This window comes from Alteromonas marina, assembly GCF_000808575.1.
In the GTDB taxonomy this organism is placed as follows: domain Bacteria; phylum Pseudomonadota; class Gammaproteobacteria; order Enterobacterales; family Alteromonadaceae; genus Alteromonas; species Alteromonas marina_A.
Map to the genome: position 1 here is coordinate 40,959 of NZ_JWLW01000013.1, position 21,182 is coordinate 62,140.

At 44.5% G+C, this 21,182-nt stretch carries 19 protein-coding genes; 15 read left to right on the forward strand and 4 right to left on the reverse strand.

Annotated elements, in window-relative coordinates:
• Window positions 1-170 precede the first annotated feature (170 nt).
• From RJ41_RS08300 to ilvN, 4 genes are all read left to right on the forward strand, one after another.
• Window positions 171-632, forward strand: a complete 462-nt coding sequence (locus RJ41_RS08300) for a hotdog fold domain-containing protein (protein WP_039219294.1) — start codon at window positions 171-173, stop codon at window positions 630-632.
• A gap of 233 nt (window positions 633-865) precedes the next feature.
• Complete coding sequence (locus RJ41_RS08305) at window positions 866-1,243, forward strand: MaoP family protein (RefSeq protein ID WP_039219460.1); 378 nt, start codon at window positions 866-868, stop codon at window positions 1,241-1,243.
• Window positions 1,244-1,516: 273 nt separating this feature from the next.
• Window positions 1,517-3,235, forward strand: a complete 1,719-nt coding sequence (locus tag RJ41_RS08310; protein WP_039219296.1) for an acetolactate synthase 3 large subunit — start codon at window positions 1,517-1,519, stop codon at window positions 3,233-3,235.
• Window positions 3,235-3,732 (forward strand): acetolactate synthase small subunit, encoded by a 498-nt coding sequence (gene ilvN, locus RJ41_RS08315; protein ID WP_014975513.1) that lies wholly within the window; start codon window positions 3,235-3,237, stop codon window positions 3,730-3,732. Before RJ41_RS08310 ends, ilvN begins: the two co-directional genes overlap by 1 nt.
• An 81-nt stretch (window positions 3,733-3,813) precedes the next feature.
• Here the strand turns inward: ilvN and RJ41_RS08320 are convergent, their stop codons facing one another.
• The gene (locus RJ41_RS08320) at window positions 3,814-4,875 is read right to left on the reverse strand and encodes a hypothetical protein (RefSeq protein ID WP_039219300.1); all 1,062 of its coding nucleotides are present in this window, start codon (window positions 4,873-4,875) and stop codon (window positions 3,814-3,816) included.
• A 177-nt stretch (window positions 4,876-5,052) separates the two neighbouring features.
• On the opposite strand from RJ41_RS08320, the gene tatA reads away from it, so the two are divergent.
• From tatA to hemB, 7 genes are read left to right on the forward strand one after another with little or no spacing between them, the layout of a single operon-like run.
• A complete protein-coding gene (tatA, locus tag RJ41_RS08325) occupies window positions 5,053-5,298 on the forward strand; it encodes a Sec-independent protein translocase subunit TatA (protein ID WP_240485764.1) in 246 nt (81 codons plus the stop codon).
• A complete protein-coding gene (gene tatB / locus RJ41_RS08330) occupies window positions 5,298-5,597 on the forward strand; it encodes a Sec-independent protein translocase protein TatB (protein WP_014948087.1) in 300 nt (99 codons plus the stop codon). Before tatA ends, tatB begins: the two co-directional genes overlap by 1 nt.
• The gene (tatC, locus tag RJ41_RS08335) at window positions 5,598-6,353 is read left to right on the forward strand and encodes a twin-arginine translocase subunit TatC (RefSeq protein WP_039219305.1); all 756 of its coding nucleotides are present in this window, start codon (window positions 5,598-5,600) and stop codon (window positions 6,351-6,353) included.
• Between the two features lie 25 nt (window positions 6,354-6,378).
• Entirely contained in the window at window positions 6,379-6,918 is a 540-nt protein-coding gene (locus tag RJ41_RS08340; protein WP_039219307.1) for a hypothetical protein, read from the forward strand.
• Entirely contained in the window at window positions 6,919-7,695 is a 777-nt protein-coding gene (locus tag RJ41_RS08345; RefSeq protein ID WP_039219309.1) for a TatD family hydrolase, read from the forward strand. It abuts the gene before it with no gap.
• Window positions 7,696-7,707: 12 nt separating this feature from the next.
• The gene (locus tag RJ41_RS08350) at window positions 7,708-9,606 is read left to right on the forward strand and encodes a sensor domain-containing diguanylate cyclase (RefSeq protein WP_039219312.1); all 1,899 of its coding nucleotides are present in this window, start codon (window positions 7,708-7,710) and stop codon (window positions 9,604-9,606) included.
• On the forward strand, window positions 9,603-10,613 hold the full coding sequence (gene hemB / locus RJ41_RS08355) for a porphobilinogen synthase (RefSeq protein WP_205622711.1): 1,011 nt from the start codon (window positions 9,603-9,605) through the stop codon (window positions 10,611-10,613). Before RJ41_RS08350 ends, hemB begins: the two co-directional genes overlap by 4 nt.
• A gap of 86 nt (window positions 10,614-10,699) precedes the next feature.
• On the opposite strand, the gene RJ41_RS08360 is transcribed toward hemB, so the two are convergent.
• Together RJ41_RS08360 and rhlB are read right to left on the reverse strand one after the other, a co-directional pair.
• Complete coding sequence (locus RJ41_RS08360) at window positions 10,700-12,211, reverse strand: Ppx/GppA phosphatase family protein (protein WP_039219314.1); 1,512 nt, start codon at window positions 12,209-12,211, stop codon at window positions 10,700-10,702.
• Window positions 12,212-12,246: 35 nt separating this feature from the next.
• On the reverse strand, window positions 12,247-13,536 hold the full coding sequence (rhlB, locus tag RJ41_RS08365; protein ID WP_039219315.1) for an ATP-dependent RNA helicase RhlB: 1,290 nt from the start codon (window positions 13,534-13,536) through the stop codon (window positions 12,247-12,249).
• 100 nt (window positions 13,537-13,636) lie between these two features.
• On the opposite strand from rhlB, the gene trxA reads away from it, so the two are divergent.
• From trxA to RJ41_RS08385, 4 genes are all read left to right on the forward strand, one after another.
• On the forward strand, window positions 13,637-13,963 hold the full coding sequence (gene trxA / locus RJ41_RS08370) for a thioredoxin TrxA (protein ID WP_012517074.1): 327 nt from the start codon (window positions 13,637-13,639) through the stop codon (window positions 13,961-13,963).
• A 271-nt stretch (window positions 13,964-14,234) separates the two neighbouring features.
• On the forward strand, window positions 14,235-15,500 hold the full coding sequence (gene rho, locus RJ41_RS08375) for a transcription termination factor Rho (RefSeq protein ID WP_014948094.1): 1,266 nt from the start codon (window positions 14,235-14,237) through the stop codon (window positions 15,498-15,500).
• A 229-nt stretch (window positions 15,501-15,729) separates the two neighbouring features.
• Window positions 15,730-17,028 (forward strand): amidohydrolase, encoded by a 1,299-nt coding sequence (locus RJ41_RS08380; RefSeq protein ID WP_039219319.1) that lies wholly within the window; start codon window positions 15,730-15,732, stop codon window positions 17,026-17,028.
• A 22-nt stretch (window positions 17,029-17,050) separates the two neighbouring features.
• A complete protein-coding gene (locus RJ41_RS08385; protein WP_039219321.1) occupies window positions 17,051-19,882 on the forward strand; it encodes a hybrid sensor histidine kinase/response regulator in 2,832 nt (943 codons plus the stop codon).
• Here RJ41_RS08385 and nhaA read toward each other — a convergent pair.
• A complete protein-coding gene (gene nhaA / locus RJ41_RS08390; protein WP_014948097.1) occupies window positions 19,844-21,118 on the reverse strand; it encodes a Na+/H+ antiporter NhaA in 1,275 nt (424 codons plus the stop codon). The two genes, RJ41_RS08385 and nhaA, sit on opposite strands and share 39 nt — an antisense overlap.
• Window positions 21,119-21,182: the final 64 nt, after the last annotated feature.

Here is a 21,182-nt window from a genome sequence, read left to right on the forward strand (position 1 = left end):
TGCAATAAACCTTGTTGCAACGTCAGACAGTAACTATTATGTTACTATGTGTATACTGGTCTAACCAGATAGGCGTGCGCTAAACATTAGGTTGATCATAGAGCAACGCGTTAGTGTACTGATTCTTCACTCATGGGGTTTCTCCTCATATACGATTAGCGTGACTGACTATGTCAAAGAACTACGTACTCAATACTTATAATAAATTCTTAAAACTACCTTTCGGCAAAAAGCTGTTCAGTTGGTACTCAGCGCGCAGAGCGCCATATTTTTCAACTGTTTCTCCACTTATCTCAGACATCAAACCAAACTACTGCGAAGTGCTTATTAGCAAACGTAAAGCGGTTGAAAATCACATTGGTACGGTTCACGTTATTGCTATTTGCAACGGGTTAGAAATGGCCATGGGGTTCATGTGCGAAGCATCAATCCCTAAAAACCTAAGGTGGATCCCAAAGGGTATGGAAGTGAAATATCCAGCAAAGGCCGACTCAGATATTCGCTGTGTTGCAGAAGTGCCCGCGGACGCATGGAAACCAGGTGATTTACCTATTAGTGTTAAGGCATACAACGCTGAAGGCACCGTGGTCGTCGACGGAACCATTACGGTTTGGGTAAGCGAAAAACGCTGATATCCCACTTATATTAAAAGGCCGCGCTTGCGGCCTTTTTAATGCTCTTTAAAAACATTCAATATTAAGTTTTTACTACAGCTACTTTTCTGTTTGACAGAAAATAAAAATCCAACTAAGAATAACCTTGAAAGCGATTAAGGCGCTATATCAGTAGTCTATTTCATTCAACAGTTGGTGTTGCAATTTTGTCTGTGTTTACAACGCAGGTATTAGCGGTGGAAGAGGTTAAGATGTCTGTAATCACAAAAGAGCAAGTCGCAAGAAAACCCTTTATAGATAAGAAAAATTACCCGTACGGCTTTGCCCGTTCAGGAGATTTTTCAATTAATGAAAGTAAGCTTCTTCAGGCTCACGGTAGTTTGTTCGCTGCACTAGTGGACGGGAAAATTACGCCAGAGAATGATGAAGAACAAGCCTATTTGGAATCGGCTCTTGGTCATCGTGATCCTGCAACACCGCAAGAGAAAGCGTGGTTGAAATACCAAGCCAGAATAAACCGTCCAAAAACAGCAAGTATTTATGGCTCTAAGCGTGCTGTTGAACAAGATGTTGACGATGGCGACGATATGAGCGATAACAGTGATCTTGATATCGACCTCGATGATTAAGCTTATGCCTTTACGCACATTTAGTGGGTAAAGGCGAATCGCTCCCGTTCTACAACTTTATTGTTTGCGCTGTTAAATTTGTGTAAATAAATATCCTACTTTCTGTCAAAATTGCACTTAAGTCGAAATATTTATCCTAATTATTGCGAATATTGGGATATGTATCTCACTTTTATGCAATTTGGTGTTTTATCTTCCTATTACCTTAGATATAGTCTGGGCATCGTCAACGTACGCTGACAAACCCCCCAACCCATTACAGGAGAAAGCACTGTGAAAATGATGTCGGGCGCAGCCATGGTGGTTGAAGCGCTAAAAGATGTAGGAGTGACACACGTGTTCGGTTACCCAGGTGGTGCCGTATTAGACATTTATGATGCGTTATTTGCGCAAGATGATGTCAAACACGTCCTCGTACGTCATGAACAGGCAGCCGCCCATATGGCGGATGGTTATGCACGTTCAACTGGCAAAACCGGCACAGTGCTCGTCACATCAGGTCCAGGCGCTACGAATACTATTACAGGTATTGCTACTGCATATATGGACTCTATTCCGATGGTTATTTTATCGGGACAGGTGCCGTCGAAGCATATTGGTGAAGACGCATTCCAAGAAACTGACATGGTGGGGTGTTCACGCCCTATTGTTAAGCACAGCTTTTTGGTGAAGCGCGCGGTTGATATCCCAGAAGCGATTGCTAAAGCTTTTTATATTGCCAACACAGGTCGTCCTGGTCCGGTGGTAGTAGATTTGCCAAAAGATATTGTGAACGTAGCAGAAGAACACCCGTACGTGTTCCCAACTGATGTGACCATGCGTTCTTACAACCCAACTGAAAAAGGCCATCCTAAACAGGTCAAAAAGGCTGTTGAGTCGCTACTTAAAGCAGAACGTCCCGTACTGTATGTAGGTGGTGGAGCTGTAGCTTGCGATGCTTCAGCAAAGGTTATTGAGTTAGCTGAGAAGCTTAATGCACCGGTAACTTGTACGCTAATGGGTCTTGGTGCTATGCCGGGTACACACAAGCAATTTATCGGCATGCTAGGTATGCACGGTACGCTTGAAGCGAACAAGACTATGCATAATGCCGACTGCATCATTGCACTAGGTGCACGTTTTGATGACCGTGTTACTAATAACGTTGATAAGTTCTGCCCACATGCGGATATTATTCACGTTGATATTGACCCAGCATCAATTTCTAAAACCGTAAATGCGCATATTCCTGTAGTAGGTTCGGTAGATAAAGTACTTGATCAAATCTTAAGTCAGGTAAATAAGAAAGACTTATCAGGTCAAAGCGAAAAGCTGGCCGATTGGTGGCAACAAATTGAAACCTGGCGTTCTCGTCAGTGCTTAAACTACGCACAGGGCGAAGAAGTTATTAAGCCTCAGCGCGTTATCGAAGCCTTGTACAAACACACAGACGGTAAAGCTTACGTAAGTTCTGACGTGGGTCAGCACCAAATGTTTGCTGCGCTTTATTATCCGTATGATAAACCGCGTCAGTGGATCAACTCAGGTGGTCTTGGCACCATGGGCTTTGGTTTACCGGCTGCAATGGGTGTGCAGTTTGCGCATCCAGGTTCAACCTCTGTGGTAGTAACGGGTGACGGCAGTATTCAAATGAATATTCAAGAGCTATCTACTTGTTTGCAGTACAACCTGCCTATAAAGATTATCTCATTGAATAACCGTGCCCTAGGTATGGTTCGTCAGTGGCAGGATATGATTTATAAAGGACGTCACTCACACTCTTACATGGATTCAATGCCTGACTTTGTGAAGTTGGCAGAAGCTTACGGACATGTGGGCATTAAAGTAGACAAGCTTGACGAGCTAGACGCAGCAATGGAGAAATGTTTCAGTTACACAGATCGCTTAGTGTTTATGGACATAGCAGTAGACCAAAACGAACACGTATATCCAATGCAAATTAAGTTTGGCGCAATGGATGACATGCGCTTAAGCAAGACGGAGCGAACCTGATGAAACGTATTATCTCTGTATTAATGGAAAACGCCCCTGGCGCACTATCTCGTATCGTTGGTGTATTCTCACAACGCGGTTACAACGTCGATTCACTGTGTGTGGCACCGACTGACGACGCGAGCCTTTCGCGTCTAACGATTATCACGCACGGCGACGACAAAGTCATAGAGCAAATTACTAAGCAAGTGAATAAGCTTATTGATGTGCTAAAAGTGGTAGACCTTACTGAAGGTACGCACATTGAACGCGAACTTATGCTGATTAAAGTCGCGACTCGCACAGAGTCGGTACGTGCTGAAGTGAAGCGGAACTCTGATATCTTCCGTGCGCGTATTGTGGATGTGAACGTAAACAACTACACCATTGAAATTACGGGCACCACAGATAAGCTAGATGCATTTGCCACGACTATGGGGCAGTGTGCTGAAATTATCGAATCATCGCGCACCGGTGTGTGTGGGCTTGCTCGAGGTGATAGGGCGCTTCGTCCTTAAACTTTTTTGAGTTTTTGCGCACTGCGTTATTTTTGAAAGGCTGTCATTAGACAGCCTTTTTTGATTCTATAAAGAATTTCTCTAAGTATCGCGCCCATAGTAGGCTTCTACGCGCAGGGCTATGCCGTATGAGGTTTTAAAATCCTCTTCACGTAGCCATAAAACGAAAGGCTCTACCTCAAAGAATAGCCAATCGCGCAGCATGTTGTTACGCCACCTAAACCCGCCATAGACTTCTTCTACGCGAAAGTTGGGTTGGCTAAGCCCTTCCACCATAAAGTGAGGAATAACGGCGTTATGTTGATCTACCGAAAACAAATGGTGGACCTCGTGACGCCATAGCCAGTCGTTGGTATCGTCGCGGTAGTAGTAGCGATTATTTTGTCGAACCAGGTGCTTTTTATTGATTTCGTATTGAAAAGCGACGCCCACCTCCGCACCCAAACGGTCACGGGTGTAATAGTAAAGTTCGGCGTCGTATAGCATGGCCCATTGTTTAGAAAAGGCAAAAGCATCTCTGTATCGGGTCATCACATATAGCTGGTCGCGGCGACCAGCGCCAATTCTAAATGAGTAGTGAGAGTCTTGCTCAGGACGAAAGCGAAGCGCAATGGTCGTTCGATCGCGGTTGTTATTGCCGCTATCCCTCGCGGCTCGTATTGTGTTGTTCTGTGTCTCGTCTTCGTTATCACTTAATAGTAAATCAACGCGTTCTTTTAAAGCCGGTAGGCGAACTCTTACCCTGAAGCGCAAATCCGTATCCGAGAGCATGCCACTTCTTGGCTCCCAGGCAAGTTGAACACGACCTTCGGCTCTGGCCTCCTTCTGTCCTGAAGCACCTATTTCATCTGAACTTTCAAACAAACCATCAAGCTGTTTTACGGTGAAGTCCATGGTGTCGGTGAAGCTACGCTGCCAAATATCAAACCATTGCTCATTAGGTATTGAAGGAGGCAAGGAGTGTGTACTTTCTTGTGTCGAAGTAGCGCTGTTAGTAAGCGTATTTTCTGGCCGAGCAATATCCCGATAGGTTATACCTACACTGGTCGCATTTACGGGGGAGTTCAACGTGTTAGCAGCTGAGTCAGGTGCAACAGGTAAAGCGAGCAATAAATGGCAATAGACCACGGTAAGGCATAGCATTGCTCACTAACTCCTTGTAAAAATTAGCATAGTTGAATGTTTCGACCATTCGCATTGGGGATATACAGAGCATGGATTGTCCCAACCAAAACGTCAATCTTTATTCATAGAAGTAAATATTCAGGTGAAAGCATCAGCAGGCAATGGCATACTGTGCCAATCGATGTAAGGGAGATTATTTTTATGGGTGGTATTAGTGTTTGGCAGTTGCTGATCATACTGGTTATTGTAGTGCTTTTATTTGGTACGAAGCGTCTTAAAGGTATAGGTACTGATTTAGGCGGCGCAATCAAAGGCTTCAAAAAAGCTGTCACCGAAGAAGACAAAGACGCAGACTTTGAACAAAAGAAGCAAGTTGAAGAAAAGTCAGCAGCAGAGCCTGTTTCAACAAAGACGCAGAGCGACGCTAAAGAAAAATCCTAATGTTCGATATCGGCTTTTGGGAGCTATTGGTTATCGGTGTACTGGCGCTGCTTATTTTAGGGCCAGAAAGATTACCGGGTGCCATGCGCTCAACTATAAATACAATTCGTAGCGTGCGTAATGTAGCAACGGGCTTTAAGCAAGAAGTTGAGCATCAGTTGCGCGTGCACGAGTTGCATGAAAATTTGAAAAAAGCAGAGCAGCAAGGGCTTAAAGATCTTTCACCTGAACTTGAACAAAGCGTCGATGAGCTAAAAAAAGCTGCAGAGTCGGTTCAAGAACCTTATAAAAAGCAATAGATGTCTGACGCTAATAACCTTATTTCTCATTTAATTGAATTGCGCAGTCGTATTCTCAAAGCACTTTTGAGCGTATTGATTGTGTTTGTGTGTCTTGCCGCATTTGCACAGGATTTATATAAGCTGTTGGCCATGCCTCTGCTTGAAACACTTCCAGAGAACGCGAGCATGATTGCAACTGATGTTGCTTCACCTTTTTTCGCACCTTTTAAACTTACCTTAGTATTGTCGTTTTTCATTGCTATTCCCTATGTGCTCTATCAGGTTTGGGGCTTTGTTGCTCCAGGCTTGTATCGAAATGAAAAGCGTCTGGTTGCGCCCCTGCTGCTATCAAGTACCCTGTTATTTTATGCCGGCATGGCGTTTGCCTATTTTGTTGTCTTCCCCATCGCGTTTGCGTTCTTCACTAGCGTCGCCCCTGAAGGGGTTACTGTAAGTACCGATATTTCAAGTTACTTAAACTTTGTATTGAAACTCTTCTTCGCATTTGGAGTCTCATTCGAGATACCTATCGCTATTATTCTTATGTGTTGGACTGGGGTAACAGATGCCAAGTCGCTACGAGCAAAACGGCCTTATGTGGTTGTAGGGGCCTTTGTTGTTGGCATGCTGCTCACACCACCCGATGTTATCTCTCAGACATTATTAGCTATTCCAATGTGGCTGCTGTTTGAAGTAGGGGTTATTGTTGGAGGCTTTTACGCCGGTAAAACACCAAAAGATGAAGGCAAAACGCAAACACCTGACAACACATAAAAGTTCAGAAGAGAAAGGAATAAAAATGAAAACTCAACTGCTTTCAATTGCCACTTTACTGTGTGCTTTTAGTGCTCCTCAAGTACACGCTGAGTCTATCGGTGAAGCGATGGAAAAGTGCCGTAATACAGATGATAGCCTTAAGCGCCTAATTTGCTACGACGGTGTGGCAAAGTCGTTAAATCAATATGAAGGCGTTAACGAACAAGTGAGCCAGCTAAAGGCATATAAGCCAAATAACAGCGCACAAACTCGCCCTCGCCCAGCGCAGGTTGGGCAACAACCTGTGCCCTCAAAGCCGGGCAATGACTTTGGTCTAGAGCATAAGCGCGACTTAACAAAAGAGACCTCAGAAATTACCGTCACTATTAACACAGTTAAGAAAAACCCTCGCGATAAGTATGTGCTAACTTTCAGCGATGGCTCTGTCTGGCAGCAAACGGATCGAACGCACTTGAAGCTTGAGGAAGGGCAAGCTGTCTCTGTTGAGCGGGGTCTTTTTGGTTCCTTCTTCCTAAGCGTTGAAGGTCTTAACAAGCGCATTAAAGTAAAGCGCGTAAAATAGATGCCTTGGTTCGACGCTGGCGTCAATCTGCTTGATAAGCGCTTTGACGCCGACGAGGTTATCCAGAGAGCGCAAGAAGCCGGAGTTGAGAAGCTTTGCGTCATCACTACTCATCCTCAAGAGTGGGATGCAGCGGTAGCGCTTTATAAAAAGTACTCTGAACAATGCTGTTTCACCATTGGAGTACATCCTCATAATGCCAAAGACGTCACCGAACGTGACTATGACCGATTACGTGAGCTTGCTCAGCATCAAGGCTGTGTAGCTATTGGTGAATGCGGATTAGACTTTAACCGTAACTTTTCACCTCAAGACGTTCAATTAGCGGTTTTTGAGGCCCAGCTGGATATAGCGGTATCATTGAATCTCCCCGTATATCTGCACGAAAGGGATGCCTTTAGCGAACAAGTCAGCTTGTTAACTCGATATATGCCGCGCTTGAAAGGGGGAATAGCCCACTGCTTCACAGGAACAATGGACCAGGTAGAAGCGTATTTGTCGCTAGGCCTTTATATCGGTATAACAGGGTGGGTGTGTGACGATAAACGTGGCGAAGATTTACGTGATGCCGTAAAACACATACCGCTTGACAGACTTATTCTCGAGACCGATGCTCCGTACTTATTTCCGAAGACATTGCGCCCTCGAAAACGCAATAATGAGCCCGCATACTTGCCTCATATCGCTCAGCAATTAGGCGAATATCTGCAAGTTGAGACTGATAAATTACGTATTAGCAGTTATGCTAATACCTGTGAGTTATTTTCCCTCAACTAACCATAGGTTTATATGCAGACAAATCTAAAAGCGATGCGCAAGTATGATGCGGGTCTTATTCTCACTACAGTTCTTGCCGCTGTTGCTTTTGTCTTTGTCTTGATGAACTTGTCTCCAGCGACAAGCGTTTCACCTCGTTATTCTCAGTTAAGTTATTTAAAAGAGGTGAACGGAAAAACGTTCGACTTTAATAATATTATACAAACGCCCGCGAATGATTGGTCTCCAATTGCATCTCCAGTCAACTTAGGAATGGATACCGATGTCTATTGGTTTTCGATGATAGTTGAGCCAACACAGAGTAACCAAAGTCGCGCTCTTCTGCACATCGACTATCCATTATTAGATAAACTTGATGTGGCCGTGTATAGCCAAGTGGGCAGTAAACCTATTGTGACTTACTCGAGTGGAGATAAGCAAAGCTTTGAAGATAGGCCCATTACACACGTTAAGCCTTTGTTCCCACTGCCTGCCAGTGCGCAGTCTCAGCGCGTTATTATCAAGATGCAAACATCGGGCACTATTCGCCTTCCTATCCTTATCTGGGAAGAGACTGAGTTTATAGAATACACATCAAGTAGAAACTTAGTACTAGGCATCTTTTTCGGTATTTTAATCGCGATGGGAGTGAGCAATGCGTTTTTGACTTTAACCACAAAAAACGTGTCTTTCTTATTTTATGCCGGTTATGTGGTCAACCTCGCACTTACGTTGATGACGCTACACGGCTACGGGTTTTCCTATATTTGGCCTGCAAGTACATGGTTTCAAAGCAAAGCAATTATCGTTTTTGCAAACTGTACCATTATGTTTGCTGCGTTATTTACCCGTAGTCTCTTGCCTATAAGGGAATACAGTGAAAAGCTAGACCGCGTGACCAAAGCGATTAGTTGGGTGTGTGGTTTAAGTATCATTGCAGGTCTTATTCTTCCTTATTGGTTAATGATAAAAGCATTTCTTTTATTGCTAAGCCTCGTGGTTATTTTTACTTTGTCTCTGGGCGTGTGGCTTTCACTTAAAGGAGAGGTGATAGCCCGCTATTTCACAATCGCTTGGGCCTTTCTATTAGTGAGTGGATTAACAGCCAGTCTAGATAATGTAAATATCATCCAGTTACCTATTTCATCCAACAACCTGCTGATTATTGGTGGCACGGTTGAAGCGCTTATATTAGCGCTCATTCTTGCCATTAATTACAGCCACAGTCGTGACGACTTAATCAATGCCCAGCAGTTTGCCCTTGAGCAAGAAAAGCAGGCAAGCTCCGCTAAGGAAAAACTGTTGGAAGTGCAAAAGCGCTACCAAGACGATTTAGAATACAAAGTTCAGGAACGAACACTTGAATTAGAGATAACCCTGCGCGAGCTTTCTGAGGTTAATCAGGAGTTAGAGCGGCTTAATGCGATTGATCCGCTCACAGGCGCGCACAATCGTCGACACTTCGACAAGCGATTACGCTCAGAGGGAAGGCGAAGCCGCCGTGAGCAAACGCCTTTATCGCTGATTATTATTGATGTGGATCACTTTAAGAATATCAACGACGAGTATGGTCACGACGGTGGAGACGCATGTTTAATCCACGTGACAAAGGTTTTTCAAAAACTCATCCATCGCCCAACAGATGACTTGTGTCGAATAGGGGGTGAAGAATTTGCCATTATATTGCCTAATACAGACTTGGATGGCGCGTATCACGTAGCCGAGAGTATTCGACATAGCCTTGAAAACAGCCCTCTTGAATATGAGGGTGAAATCATTAAGCTAACCGCGAGTGCAGGTGTATCTACCACCATTATTGCTGACGAAGAGCACGCGCAGAGTCTATTTAAATTTACTGATGAGTGCCTGTATGAAGCAAAAGCTTCAGGGCGCAACACGGTAATACACAAACATTTACAGGAAAAATTATGATGTCTTCATCTTTCCCTCACCGTCGTATGCGTAGGTTGCGAGCTAAAGATGCGCTAAGAGGGCTTGTTGCAGAGAATAGGCTAACTACGGATGATTTAATCTATCCAGTGTTTGTATTGCCCGGTGAAAATACGCGTGAACCCGTACCTTCTATGCCGGGTGTGGAAAGACTTTCTATCGACTTGCTAGTGCAAGAAACGGCGAAATGGGTAGAGCTGGGCATTAGAACGATAGCGCTTTTCCCTGTAACCCCCATGTCGCTTAAAACGGAATGTGCTAGTGAAGCCTTTAACCCTGAAGGTCTTGCTCAGCAAGCAATGAGAGCGCTTAAAAAGGCATTTCCTGAGGTAATGCTGATGTCTGATATCGCACTAGACCCTTTTACGTCTCACGGTCAAGACGGCCTTTTAGACGAGACTGGTTACGTGATGAACGATGAGACGGTTGAGGTACTAATCAAACAGGCATTATCTCATGCCGAAGCTGGCGCTGATATTGTAGCACCTTCTGACATGATGGATGGACGCATTGGTAGTATCCGAAAAGCACTTGAAGAAGCAGGTCACATCAATACGTGTATTATGGCTTATTCAGCTAAATACGCGTCTGCATACTACGGTCCATTTCGTGATGCCGTCGGCTCCGCTGCAAATATAAAGGGCGGCAACAAGAAAACCTATCAAATGGATCCTTCCAACACCGATGAAGCACTCCACGAAATTGCGCTTGATATAGAAGAGGGCGCTGACATGGTAATGGTGAAGCCAGGTATGCCGTACTTAGATGTTGTGCGTCGTTGTAAAGACGAATTTAAAGTCCCGACATTTGCGTATCAAGTAAGTGGCGAGTACGCCATGCACCAAGCTGCATTTGCGAATGGTTGGTTAAACGAAGAGGCGGTAATATTAGAGTCTTTACTTGCTTTTAAAAGGGCGGGTGCAGATGGAATTCTGACGTACTTTGCGCCTAAAGCGGCTGAGTTACTCGCGAAACAAAATGCCAAGTAACGCGCTTATTATTAACGCGCATTAATCGTCCATAAAAAAACCGTGCTTAGCACGGTTTTTGTTTTTTGAAGTATAAATGTGAGTGTTTACTTACAGACGAGCTCGCAACCAGCTTTGTGTTGAAGCCAGCACTCATTAGCTAGCTCGGCATTAATCAAAGGGTGCGACTTCAGCCAACCTTCTGGAAAAGTAAGCGTCCACTTACTATCGTCGCAGCTTAAAGAAACTTCAGGAATATGCTTGTTCTGACGGCGTAGACATAACACAACTGCAATCCTAAGTATTCGAAGCAATCCTTTGAGCATGGGGCGGTAATCTTCGTGATACTTTTCGAAAATTTGAGTGTTAATGGTTAAGCGATGTTGCGCTACTAAATCGCGAATTGCTGAACGCTGTAATCGAGTAAAGCCGGGTAAATCGATATGACTTAGAATATATTCACCGTGCTCGTGGTGACGTTTATATTCGATATGAAGGCCGATTTCATGAAGCTGTGCAGCAGCACCCAAGATAGTTTCCGTATCTAGGTGACAGATGTTTTGTTGGGCGCAAAGCTGATGGCATAGCCCAAGTGCCACATGGCGAACAGAATTCGCGTGATTTTTGTCGATATGATAACGCTGTTTTGCTTGGTTAAGCGTTTGCTGGCGTCTATCGTTTTCTGTGACATTATCTAACATTCCATAGATAAGCCCTTCACGCAGGGCGCCGCCAGAAATGTTCATGTGCTTAATATTTAGTGCTTCAAACAGGCTGATCAAAATGGCTAAGCCTGAAGGGAAAATAGCTTTTCTATTGTCTTCTAAGCCGTCGATATCGAGTGTTTTAATACTGCCGCACTCAATACATTGCTTTTCAAGGTGATACAGGTAGTCTAAGCGGATAGCGTCGCTGATGCCTTGGGCCACCAAAATTTCGGTAATGGCCTGCGGCGTGCCAGATGCACCTAAACAATTTTCCCAGTCAAAACATAAAAAAGCGTTTGATACATTAGCAATCAGCGAATGTGCTGCTTGCTTAGCATTTTCGAAATTACCTTCAGTTATTTTTCCGCCTGTAAAATAGCGCTCCATGAAAGTCACGCAGCCCATATCCAAACTTTTCAGATGAATCGGTTGCATGTCGTTCCCGATGATGATTTCGGTACTCGCGCCGCCAATATCAATAACTAAGCTATTGCCTTGGTTGGCGGATGTATAAGCTACACCAAGATAAATTTGTCGGGCTTCTTCTTCACCGCTAATCACTTCAAGTTTGTGATTAAGGATCTCTTCTGCTTTACGAATGAAAATATGCGCATTGGTTGCTAGTCGCAACGTAGCGGTAGCAACAATTTTTATGTTAGAGGGAGGGATGTCCTGCAGGCGCTCCGAAAATACCTGCAGGCATTGCCAGCCGCGTTCCATGCTTACGTCATCCAGTGCTAGGTCATCATCTAAACCTGCTGCCAGGCGCACTTTCTGTTTAATTTTCCCTATTATTTGCACACTGCCATTAACAACGTGAACAATCACCATGTGAAAGCTGTTGGAGCCTAAGTCCACGGCGGCGTAATACTCACCGTAAGTTTGTGCGTCGTGCTGGAGTTCTGCCTGCATAAAATCTCGTTTCTAATTAACTACCTTTCGCTTTATTATTGCGTTCTATTGTTTCGGTTTTGGGGCTTTCCTCTGCCTCTACCGTTACCACGGCGTGAAGAATTGCGGTTGTTGGGCGTACGTCTTCTACGTGGTTTTGGAGGCGTTACATCATCAAGGAGGGCGGTGCGGTCGTAATCGGTAACCGGTATTGCCTTTTGGATGTATTGCTCAATAGCAGGTAAGTTTAGTGCGTACTTCTCGCATGCAAAACTAATCGCAACACCACTTTGTCCTGCGCGCCCGGTACGACCGATACGGTGTACATAGTCTTCCGCATCGTCAGGTAAGTCGTAGTTAAATACGTGCGTTACCGCGTCAATGTGAAGACCTCGCGCTGCAACGTCGGTTGCCACCAGAATGTCTAGGTTACCTTTGGTGAAATCTTCTAAGATCCCCAAGCGTTTCTTCTGTGGTACATCGCCACTAAGTAAGCCCACACGATGGCCATCTGCGGTAAGCCAGTCGGTGACTTTTTCACAACTGTTTTTCGTGTTTGCAAACACAATCGCTTTTTCAGGCCATTCTTCTTCAAGTAGTGTAAGAAGTAACAGCATCTTGTCATCATCAGACGGGTAAAATAGCTCTTGAGAAACGCGTGTAGCGGTGGTTTGCTCTGGCGCCACCTGAACGTGGGTTGGATTGTTCATGTGCTCGTAAGCAAGTTCCTGTACGCGGTAGCTTAGCGTCGCTGAAAATAGCATGCTTAAGCGTTCGCTTGCTGGAGGCATACGACGGAATAAAAAGCGGATATCTTTAATAAAGCCCAAATCGAACATTCGGTCGGCTTCATCAAGTACGGCAACCTGAATATTCTTCAGCGTGAACACATTTTGCTTGTAGTAATCAAGAATGCGTCCTGTCGTACCAATTATAATATCTACCCCTTCTTCCAAAGTTTCACGTTGACTTTGGTAACCTTCGCCCCCATAAATCAAACCAAGCGACAATCCAGTATGCTCACTAAGCAATTTGGCGTCGTTATAAATTTGAACGGCTAGCTCTCTGGTCGGCGCCATGATAATTGCGCGAGGGCCATTTGATTTGCTGTTGTCTGCATTTTCTGCTTTGCTTAGCAAATAGTGAAATGTAGCTACCAAAAAAGCAATGGTTTTACCAGTTCCGGTTTGAGCCTGACCTGCAATGTCGTGACCTTCTAATAAAGGAGGCAGTGCAAGTGCTTGAATTGGTGTACAATGTGAAAAATTAGCTGCCGCCAAGGCGTCAACAACCTTGCCGTTAATCGGCAGGTCAGAAAAGTGAGTATCAGTTAAGTGAGTAGGCATAGCTTATAGCTTATCAGTGCTTGCATTAAAAAACAGTTTCTATATAACACTTATGGTCGGGCTGAGACAAATCAGCGACAGACCAATAATGGAGAAAAGAATGAGCGACAAAATTATCCAGTTATCTGACGATAAATTCGAAGCAGATGTTATCAATGCTGAAGGTCCTGTACTGGTTGACTTCTGGGCCGAATGGTGTGGCCCGTGTAAAATGATCGCACCAATCTTGGAAGAAGTTGCGACCGAGTTTGATGGCAAGTTAACAGTTGGCAAGTTGAATGTCGATGAAAATAACGAAACTCCACCTAAATATGGTATTCGTGGTATTCCTACATTGCTACTTTTCAAAAACGGTAACGTTGCAGCAACTAAAGTTGGCGCGCTATCCAAAGCTCAATTAACAGAGTTTCTTAACGAAAATCTTTAATAGCTATAAAACAAAAAACCGGTGCGAATAAAGCACCGGTTTTTATCTAAAACACAGGTACTTGCATTCCATATCAGAAAAGGACGCAATAATTTATTTAACATTTGGGCGGTAAAACGCTGGACGTTGGTTAAATATAGTGCTAACTTTTCTAAAGCGCTCATCCGAGCAGCATTCTGCTTACGCCCATATCCGGGTGATATCAAATCTAAACTAGAACAGAGTGACTTTAAGTCCTGTAAGCGAAGTTCAAGCACAAAGACCCACCAGTATGAATTTAACTGAATTAAAGAACAAACCAATAAGCGAGTTGGTTAACCTGGCCGAGGAAATGGGCCTGGAAAACATGGCGCGCGCCAGAAAACAAGACATCATTTTCTCAATTCTAAAGACTCACGCAAAAAGCGGTGAAGACATCTTTGGTGATGGGGTATTAGAAATTTTACAGGACGGTTTCGGCTTCTTACGCTCAGCTGATTCATCGTATCTCGCAGGACCAGACGATATTTACGTATCGCCAAGCCAAATCCGACGCTTTAACTTGCGTACGGGCGATACGATTGCTGGGAAGATTCGTCCACCAAAAGACAGTGAACGCTACTTTGCCCTGCTAAAAATTCGCGAAGTTAACTTCGACAAGCCTGAAAACTCACGAAATAAAATTCTTTTCGAAAACCTTACACCGCTTCACGCAGCAGATCGCTTGCGCATGGAACGTGGTAATGGCTCAACAGAAGACATTACGGCACGTGTCCTGGATTTAGCGTCGCCAATTGGTAAAGGCCAGCGTGGACTCATTGTAGCACCACCTAAAGCCGGTAAAACCCTTCTTCTTCAGAATATTGCCCAGTCAATTGCTGCTAACCACCCAGATTGTGAGTTAATGGTATTGCTGATTGACGAGCGTCCAGAAGAAGTAACCGAAATGCACCGCCTTGTACAAGGCGAAGTAGTGGCATCAACATTCGATGAACCTGCAAGCCGTCACGTACAAGTAGCTGAAATGGTTATCGAAAAAGCCAAGCGTCTTGTAGAACACAAGAAAGACGTGGTTATCCTGCTTGACTCTATCACCCGTCTTGCCCGCGCTTACAACACGGTTATCCCTTCATCAGGTAAAGTACTTACCGGTGGTGTTGACGCGAATGCACTTCACAAGCCCAAGCGTTTCTTTGGTGCAGCCCGTAATGTTGAAGAAGGCGGAAGCTTAACGATTATCGCAACAGCGCTTATCGACACTGGCTCTAAAATGGATGAAGTTATCTACGAAGAGTTTAAAGGTACAGGTAACATGGAATTACATCTTAACCGCAAAATCGCGGAAAAACGTGTATTCCCGGCTATCGACTTTAATCGCTCTGGTACCCGTCGTGAAGAGCTGCTTACTGCGCAAGACGAACTACAGAAAATGTGGATCCTTCGCAAAATTGTTCACGAGATGTCAGAAATTGACGCCATGGACTTCCTTATCAGTAAGTTGTCGATGACCAAGACAAATGATGAGTTCTTTGACGCAATGCGTAGACAAAAGAGTTAATAGAAACTTAGTAATAATTTGATTTTTAAAGAAAAGGCGCCAGTTGGCGCCTTTTTTATTCCCTGCATCGATAAAGCACTTTTCTTATACTTCTGTCTAATACCCTCAGTCTTGTGAATGGGGTATTTTCGTTGGCTTATTGATATTTAACAGCAATCGTTAGTTCAGTGGTGTTTTCTCCCTTGAGATGATTTACTCTGTCTAAAAAACACCAAAGGAAATAATAGTTATGTACCAAAAATTGCTGTCACTCGCATTTGCAGGGTTGGCCTCTGTGTCAGCTGCTAATGCCGCTCAGATCAATGTTGATGAATTAGCGAATAAAGTCGAGCCTGATGTAATTAAATGGCGTCATCACTTTCATGAATTTCCTGAATTATCGAATCGCGAGTTTAAAACCGCTGAATATGTTGCTGACTACCTTGAAAGTCTAGGTTTAGAAGTGCAGACCGGTGTGGCAAAAACGGGTGTGGTAGCTATTTTAGACTCGGGCAAGCCAGGTCCTGTCGTTGCATTACGTGCAGACATGGACGGACTTCCTGTAAAAGAGCAAAACGATTTGTCCTACCGCTCAAAGCAGATGGGCGAATACAACGGAAAAGAAGTGCCGGTTATGCACGCCTGTGGTCACGATACTCACATGGCAATGCTCATGGGGGCGGCAAAAATTCTTACCGAAATTAAAGGCGACCTGAAAGGTAAAGTGAAGTTTATCTTTCAGCCTGCAGAAGAAGGCGCACCGGCTGGAGAAAAAGGCGGGGCTGAAGTTATGGTCGCTGAAGGTGTACTTAAAAACCCGGATGTAGACGCCATTTTTGGTCTGCATATCAATGCTAATACCGATGTTGGTAAAGTGCGCTACAACGCGGGTGGCACCATGGCAGCCGTAGATCCGTTTAAAATTGTTATTCACGGTAAGCAAGCTCATGGCGCTTATCCTTGGAAGAGCGTTGACCCTGTAGTTACAGCTGCGCAAATGATCATGTCTATTCAGACCATTGTCAGTCGTGAATTGAAATTGATTGACGATGCAGCAGTCGTGTCCATTGGGTCTATTCATGGCGGTAACCGTTCAAACATCATTCCTAATGAAGTAGAAATGGTTGGCACAATCCGTACCCTCAATGAAGCCGCGCGCGATCATATTTACGAGTCGCTTCCGCGTAAAGTAAAGGCTATAGCAGAGAGTATGGGCGCAGAAGCAGAACTTACTTTACCGCTAGATTACTATTACCCCATCACCTACAACGACCCAGAGCTGACAAAAGCTATGCTGCCTACCATGCAGCGTACCGCTGGCGTTGAGAACACATTGCTTTCTAAACCGGTCACTGGTGCAGAAGACTTTTCATTTTTTCAAGAGAAAATTCCAGGTTTGTATGTTTGGGTAGGCGGCAAGCCATTGGATGTATCTGAAGAAGATAGCCCCGCTCACCATACACCGGAGTTTTATGTTGACGATGAAGGCATGAAGTTAGGTGTGAAGCTTCTCACAAACTTTACTTTAGATTATATGGCTCAACACTAAGCGTATTCGCCGGAGACATGCGTTGAAAATAGGTAGTATTTCATTTTCTTTTACATGGTCTTCGGCTTTTCAAGCGCTATTTGTATGTGCACTTGGCGCAGGGCTAAATGCTTTAAATCCACCTTTTGATAGTTCGGGCATTGCTACCTTTGGCGTGGGCGCTGCGGTGTATGCATCGCTCCGTTTTTCACCTCTTATATCTGTTCCCATTGCCCTTGTAATAAGTCTTCCTATGTGGCTGAGCGAAGGCAGTATTGTAGGGAAAGAAAGCCTGACGTTACTACCAATAGTGCTGAGTTTTTTCGGCTATAACAAATCGCTAAGGCAGGTCATTAAAGTAGGCGCAGGATTTTGGTCTATTGTCTTTTTACCGGTTTTGCTTTTAGAGCACTCTCTTTACGATAGTGACAACGTAAATATGCTGTTCTCAGGTGTTTTAGTGACTTGGGTGAGTGGTGTATTAGGGCTTGTTACCGGCCATTTTGCGTACTTGGCTATACATGGCCTCAAGCGGCAAACCTCGAACAAATCGGAACGTATTACGCTTCATTTTCTTTTAGGATACTTCTTTTCGGGTTGCTTCTTCGTTGCGTCTATGGCCGTCATTTATCTATCAGTCAGCTTGTTTCAACATCAGCAAGAGCAACAAATCCATAGCTACATGAAGCAGCGGGTGAAAGTGCTTGAATTTCAGCTTTCAACCTTTATACGCCATCATCAAAATGCCATTATCAGTACAGCGCAAGTTCTTTCAAATTCTGCATCGAAAAATAGCTTAGAAACAACGGCCGGTGCTAATTTACAAATTGTTGCGTCGCACAACCCTGAGTTTTTAACCTTTCTAGTAGCAGATGAAAGCGGCGACATCACACACGCTTATCCGTCAAGTATGCTAGAAAAGGCGAGAAAAAATGGCTTACCTAACGTGTCTTATCGTCCTTATTTTTACGAAGTCATGCAGTCAGGCACGCCATTCTTGTCCAATGTTTTTCAAGGCAGAGGTTTCGGCAACGACCCAATTGTCGCGATATCTGCGCCAATCTTAGATAGGGACGGAGTGCCCAAAGGTATTGTAGAAGGTTCACTATCTTTAAAAAGTTTTAACGCAATTGATGACCTGAGCCTTGGTGGATTTTTGATGCTGATAGAAGATCAAAAAGGTGAGGTGATCTACGCATCTGATGCGCTAGCGATGAAACCGCTGACCAAAGCGCCGTTTTACTCGTGTGAACCCAATTGTGGCGTCGAAGTTGAAGAAGTTAATAACGGTTCCGGTTCCCAAGGTAGAAAGTGGCTAAGGTTCACCGAAAGCCTTTCTTTTGCCAATTGGAAGGTTAGCTATTACTTCGATAAGCGGCTTTTACACGCCTCAATGAGCAGTTACTTGCTAAAAGACCTCCTGTTGTTGTTGGCTTTATCTGCCTTTGGGACATTCACGGGGTATGTGGTGGCCAAAATGGTAGGTGCGCCTATTCGCCGACTTGTCCGTTACATTGCTGAGTTCGATCCTAATCAAAAAAATGGAAATAAAGCTCCGCAAAGAGCTTTGCACATCCAAGAGCTTTCGTCGCTAAGCGATGAGTTTATGGGCTTGGAAGCTCGCTTACTTGGTGCGTTTGACGAACTTAAAAAAGCGAAGGAAGTAGAGCAAGAATTAAATAAAGAACTTAATGAGTTGAACCAGTCTTTAGAGCAGCGCATAGAGGAAAAAACCGAGCATTTAGCGCTAGCTCTGAAAGAGGCCGAAGCTGCAAACGTGGCCAAAACTCAGTTTCTTGCCAATATGAGTCATGAGATAAGAACGCCAATGAACGGTATCGTTGGCTCATGTGATTTAATGCTAGACAATGCTTTGCCTGAGCATGTCGCAGTGAGGGCAAAAACTATCTCTCGCTCAGCGACGAATCTACTGATTATTTTGGATAGCATTCTAGATTGGTCTAAAATCGAATCTGGGAAGATGCTCTGTGACATTCAGCGTTGCGACATCCGTGAATTATTAACGGCATCCTGTGAGCTATATCGCCACACTGCGCAAATAAAAGGCTATGATGTTACGCTTCGTATTAGCAGCGATGTGCCAGAAGTCTTGAACATTGATGCTGGTAAAGTAGCTCAAGTACTTAATAATTTACTAAGCAACGCCATAAAATTTACCAATGAAGGTGAGGTATCGGTTAACGTGAGTTATGCCCATCAAGGGTTGAAAGTTTCAGTCCTTGATACTGGTATCGGAATTGCGCCCGACAAATTGCACCTTATTTTCGAGAAATTCGAGCAAGCAGATGCATCGACTACGCGCCACTATGGGGGAACCGGTTTGGGGCTGGCCATCTCAAAAGGGCTGATCGAATTACTTGGCGGTGAACTCTACGTTGAAAGCGAGTTAGATGTAGGAACTAGCTTCACTTTTCATATTCCAGCCACAATCTGTTGGGGCGGCATTCAACAGCAGCGTGAAGCGCCTCCATCCTTACCTAGTGCAATTCGTGTACTACTTGCAGAAGACAATGACATAAACGCAGACATCGTTATAGAAATGCTTAAGTCAGAGAATATCAAGTGCATTCGAACTAAGAATGGGCTAGACGCGGTGGCCGCAGAAAAAAAACACGACTTTGATGTGATTTTAATGGATTGCCAAATGCCCATCATGGACGGGCATACTGCATCAAGGCTTATTCGCGAAGAAGGCAGAAATAAAGACAAGGTTAAAATTATTGCCTTAACCGCCAATGCGTTTATCGAAGACAAAAATGCCTGCTTAGAAGCAGGCATGAATGCGCATTTAAGTAAGCCTATTCGCAAGCAGGTTCTATTTGACTGTATTGCCCGTGAACTTGCTCGCGTTTGAGGCTACATCAGTGTTATCGCTCGGCGCTTCGCTAACGAATCGCAGTACAATATATCCTAAGCACGCCGAGACAAGAGAGCCGGTTAAAATGCCCACACGCTCGTCAAAAATTTGATTGATACCTGTCTGTGCAAAGGCCAGTCCCCCAATGAATAAGCTCATTGTAAAGCCAACACCGCAAAGTAGCGCACAGCCATAGATATGCTTGAAGTTAAGATCCTCTGGTAACTTAGCCAGCTTTAACTTCACCATTAAGTAGCAAAAACCGAATACGCCAATTTGTTTACCCACAACCAAGCCAAGAAAGATCCCAAAGGTAACAGGATGGAAAATACCCTCCGGACTGATGTTACCAAAACTTATGCCGGCGTTAGCGAAGGCGAATAAAGGTAGGATCGCGAAACTCACCGAGCCATTCAAACCGTGCTCTAGTCGCGTTACCGGAGAATAAGATTCGTCTTTCTCATCCCGCATAGGAATAAAGCCAGCAAGTACGACACCTGCCAGTGTGGCGTGAACGCCTGACTTCAACATGGCTACCCACAGAATGATTCCCACAAAAACATAAGGCGGAATATCTACCACATTGCGTTTATTCATTTGCCACAACAGCAATAAACAACCTGCAGCAATATACAGCGCACCCGCGGTAATGTGCTCGGTGTAAAACAGGGCAATAATTACGATAGCACCGATATCGTCAATAATAGCCAGGGTGACTAAGAAAACTTTCAGGCTCGTAGGTACTCGACTACCTAGTAGCGCCAAAATACCTAACGCAAACGCGATGTCAGTAGCGGCGGGAATTGCCCACCCTGCAATGGCTACGGGGTTGTCCCAGTTGATGCCTACATATATCAAGGCGGGTAGTGCCATACCACCAACAGCACCCGCTGCGGGTAAAATAATATCTTTAGGATTGGCCAATTCACCTTCGCAGATTTCCCGCTTCAGTTCCAGACCCACGTGAAAAAAGAACACCGCCATTAACCCGTCGTTAATCCACAGCAATAATGGCTTATCGATAGCCCACGTACCGGCTGATATTTGTACCGGCATACTGATTAAATGATCGTAAAGCGTATCTAGGGGAGAATTAGCAATAATGAGCGCAAGAATCGTTGCACCCATTAACAATATGCCGGGAGCGGCTTCGCGATTTAAGAAGTCAGAGACCACGTCTTGTACTTCTTCTATCACCTCATCAAGTACGTCGGGTTCGTGTTTATCTGTCATCAATAACCTCTAACGCCCGTTCATGGTCAACGTCGCAAAATGTGGAAATAAAAGCGTTCGTTAA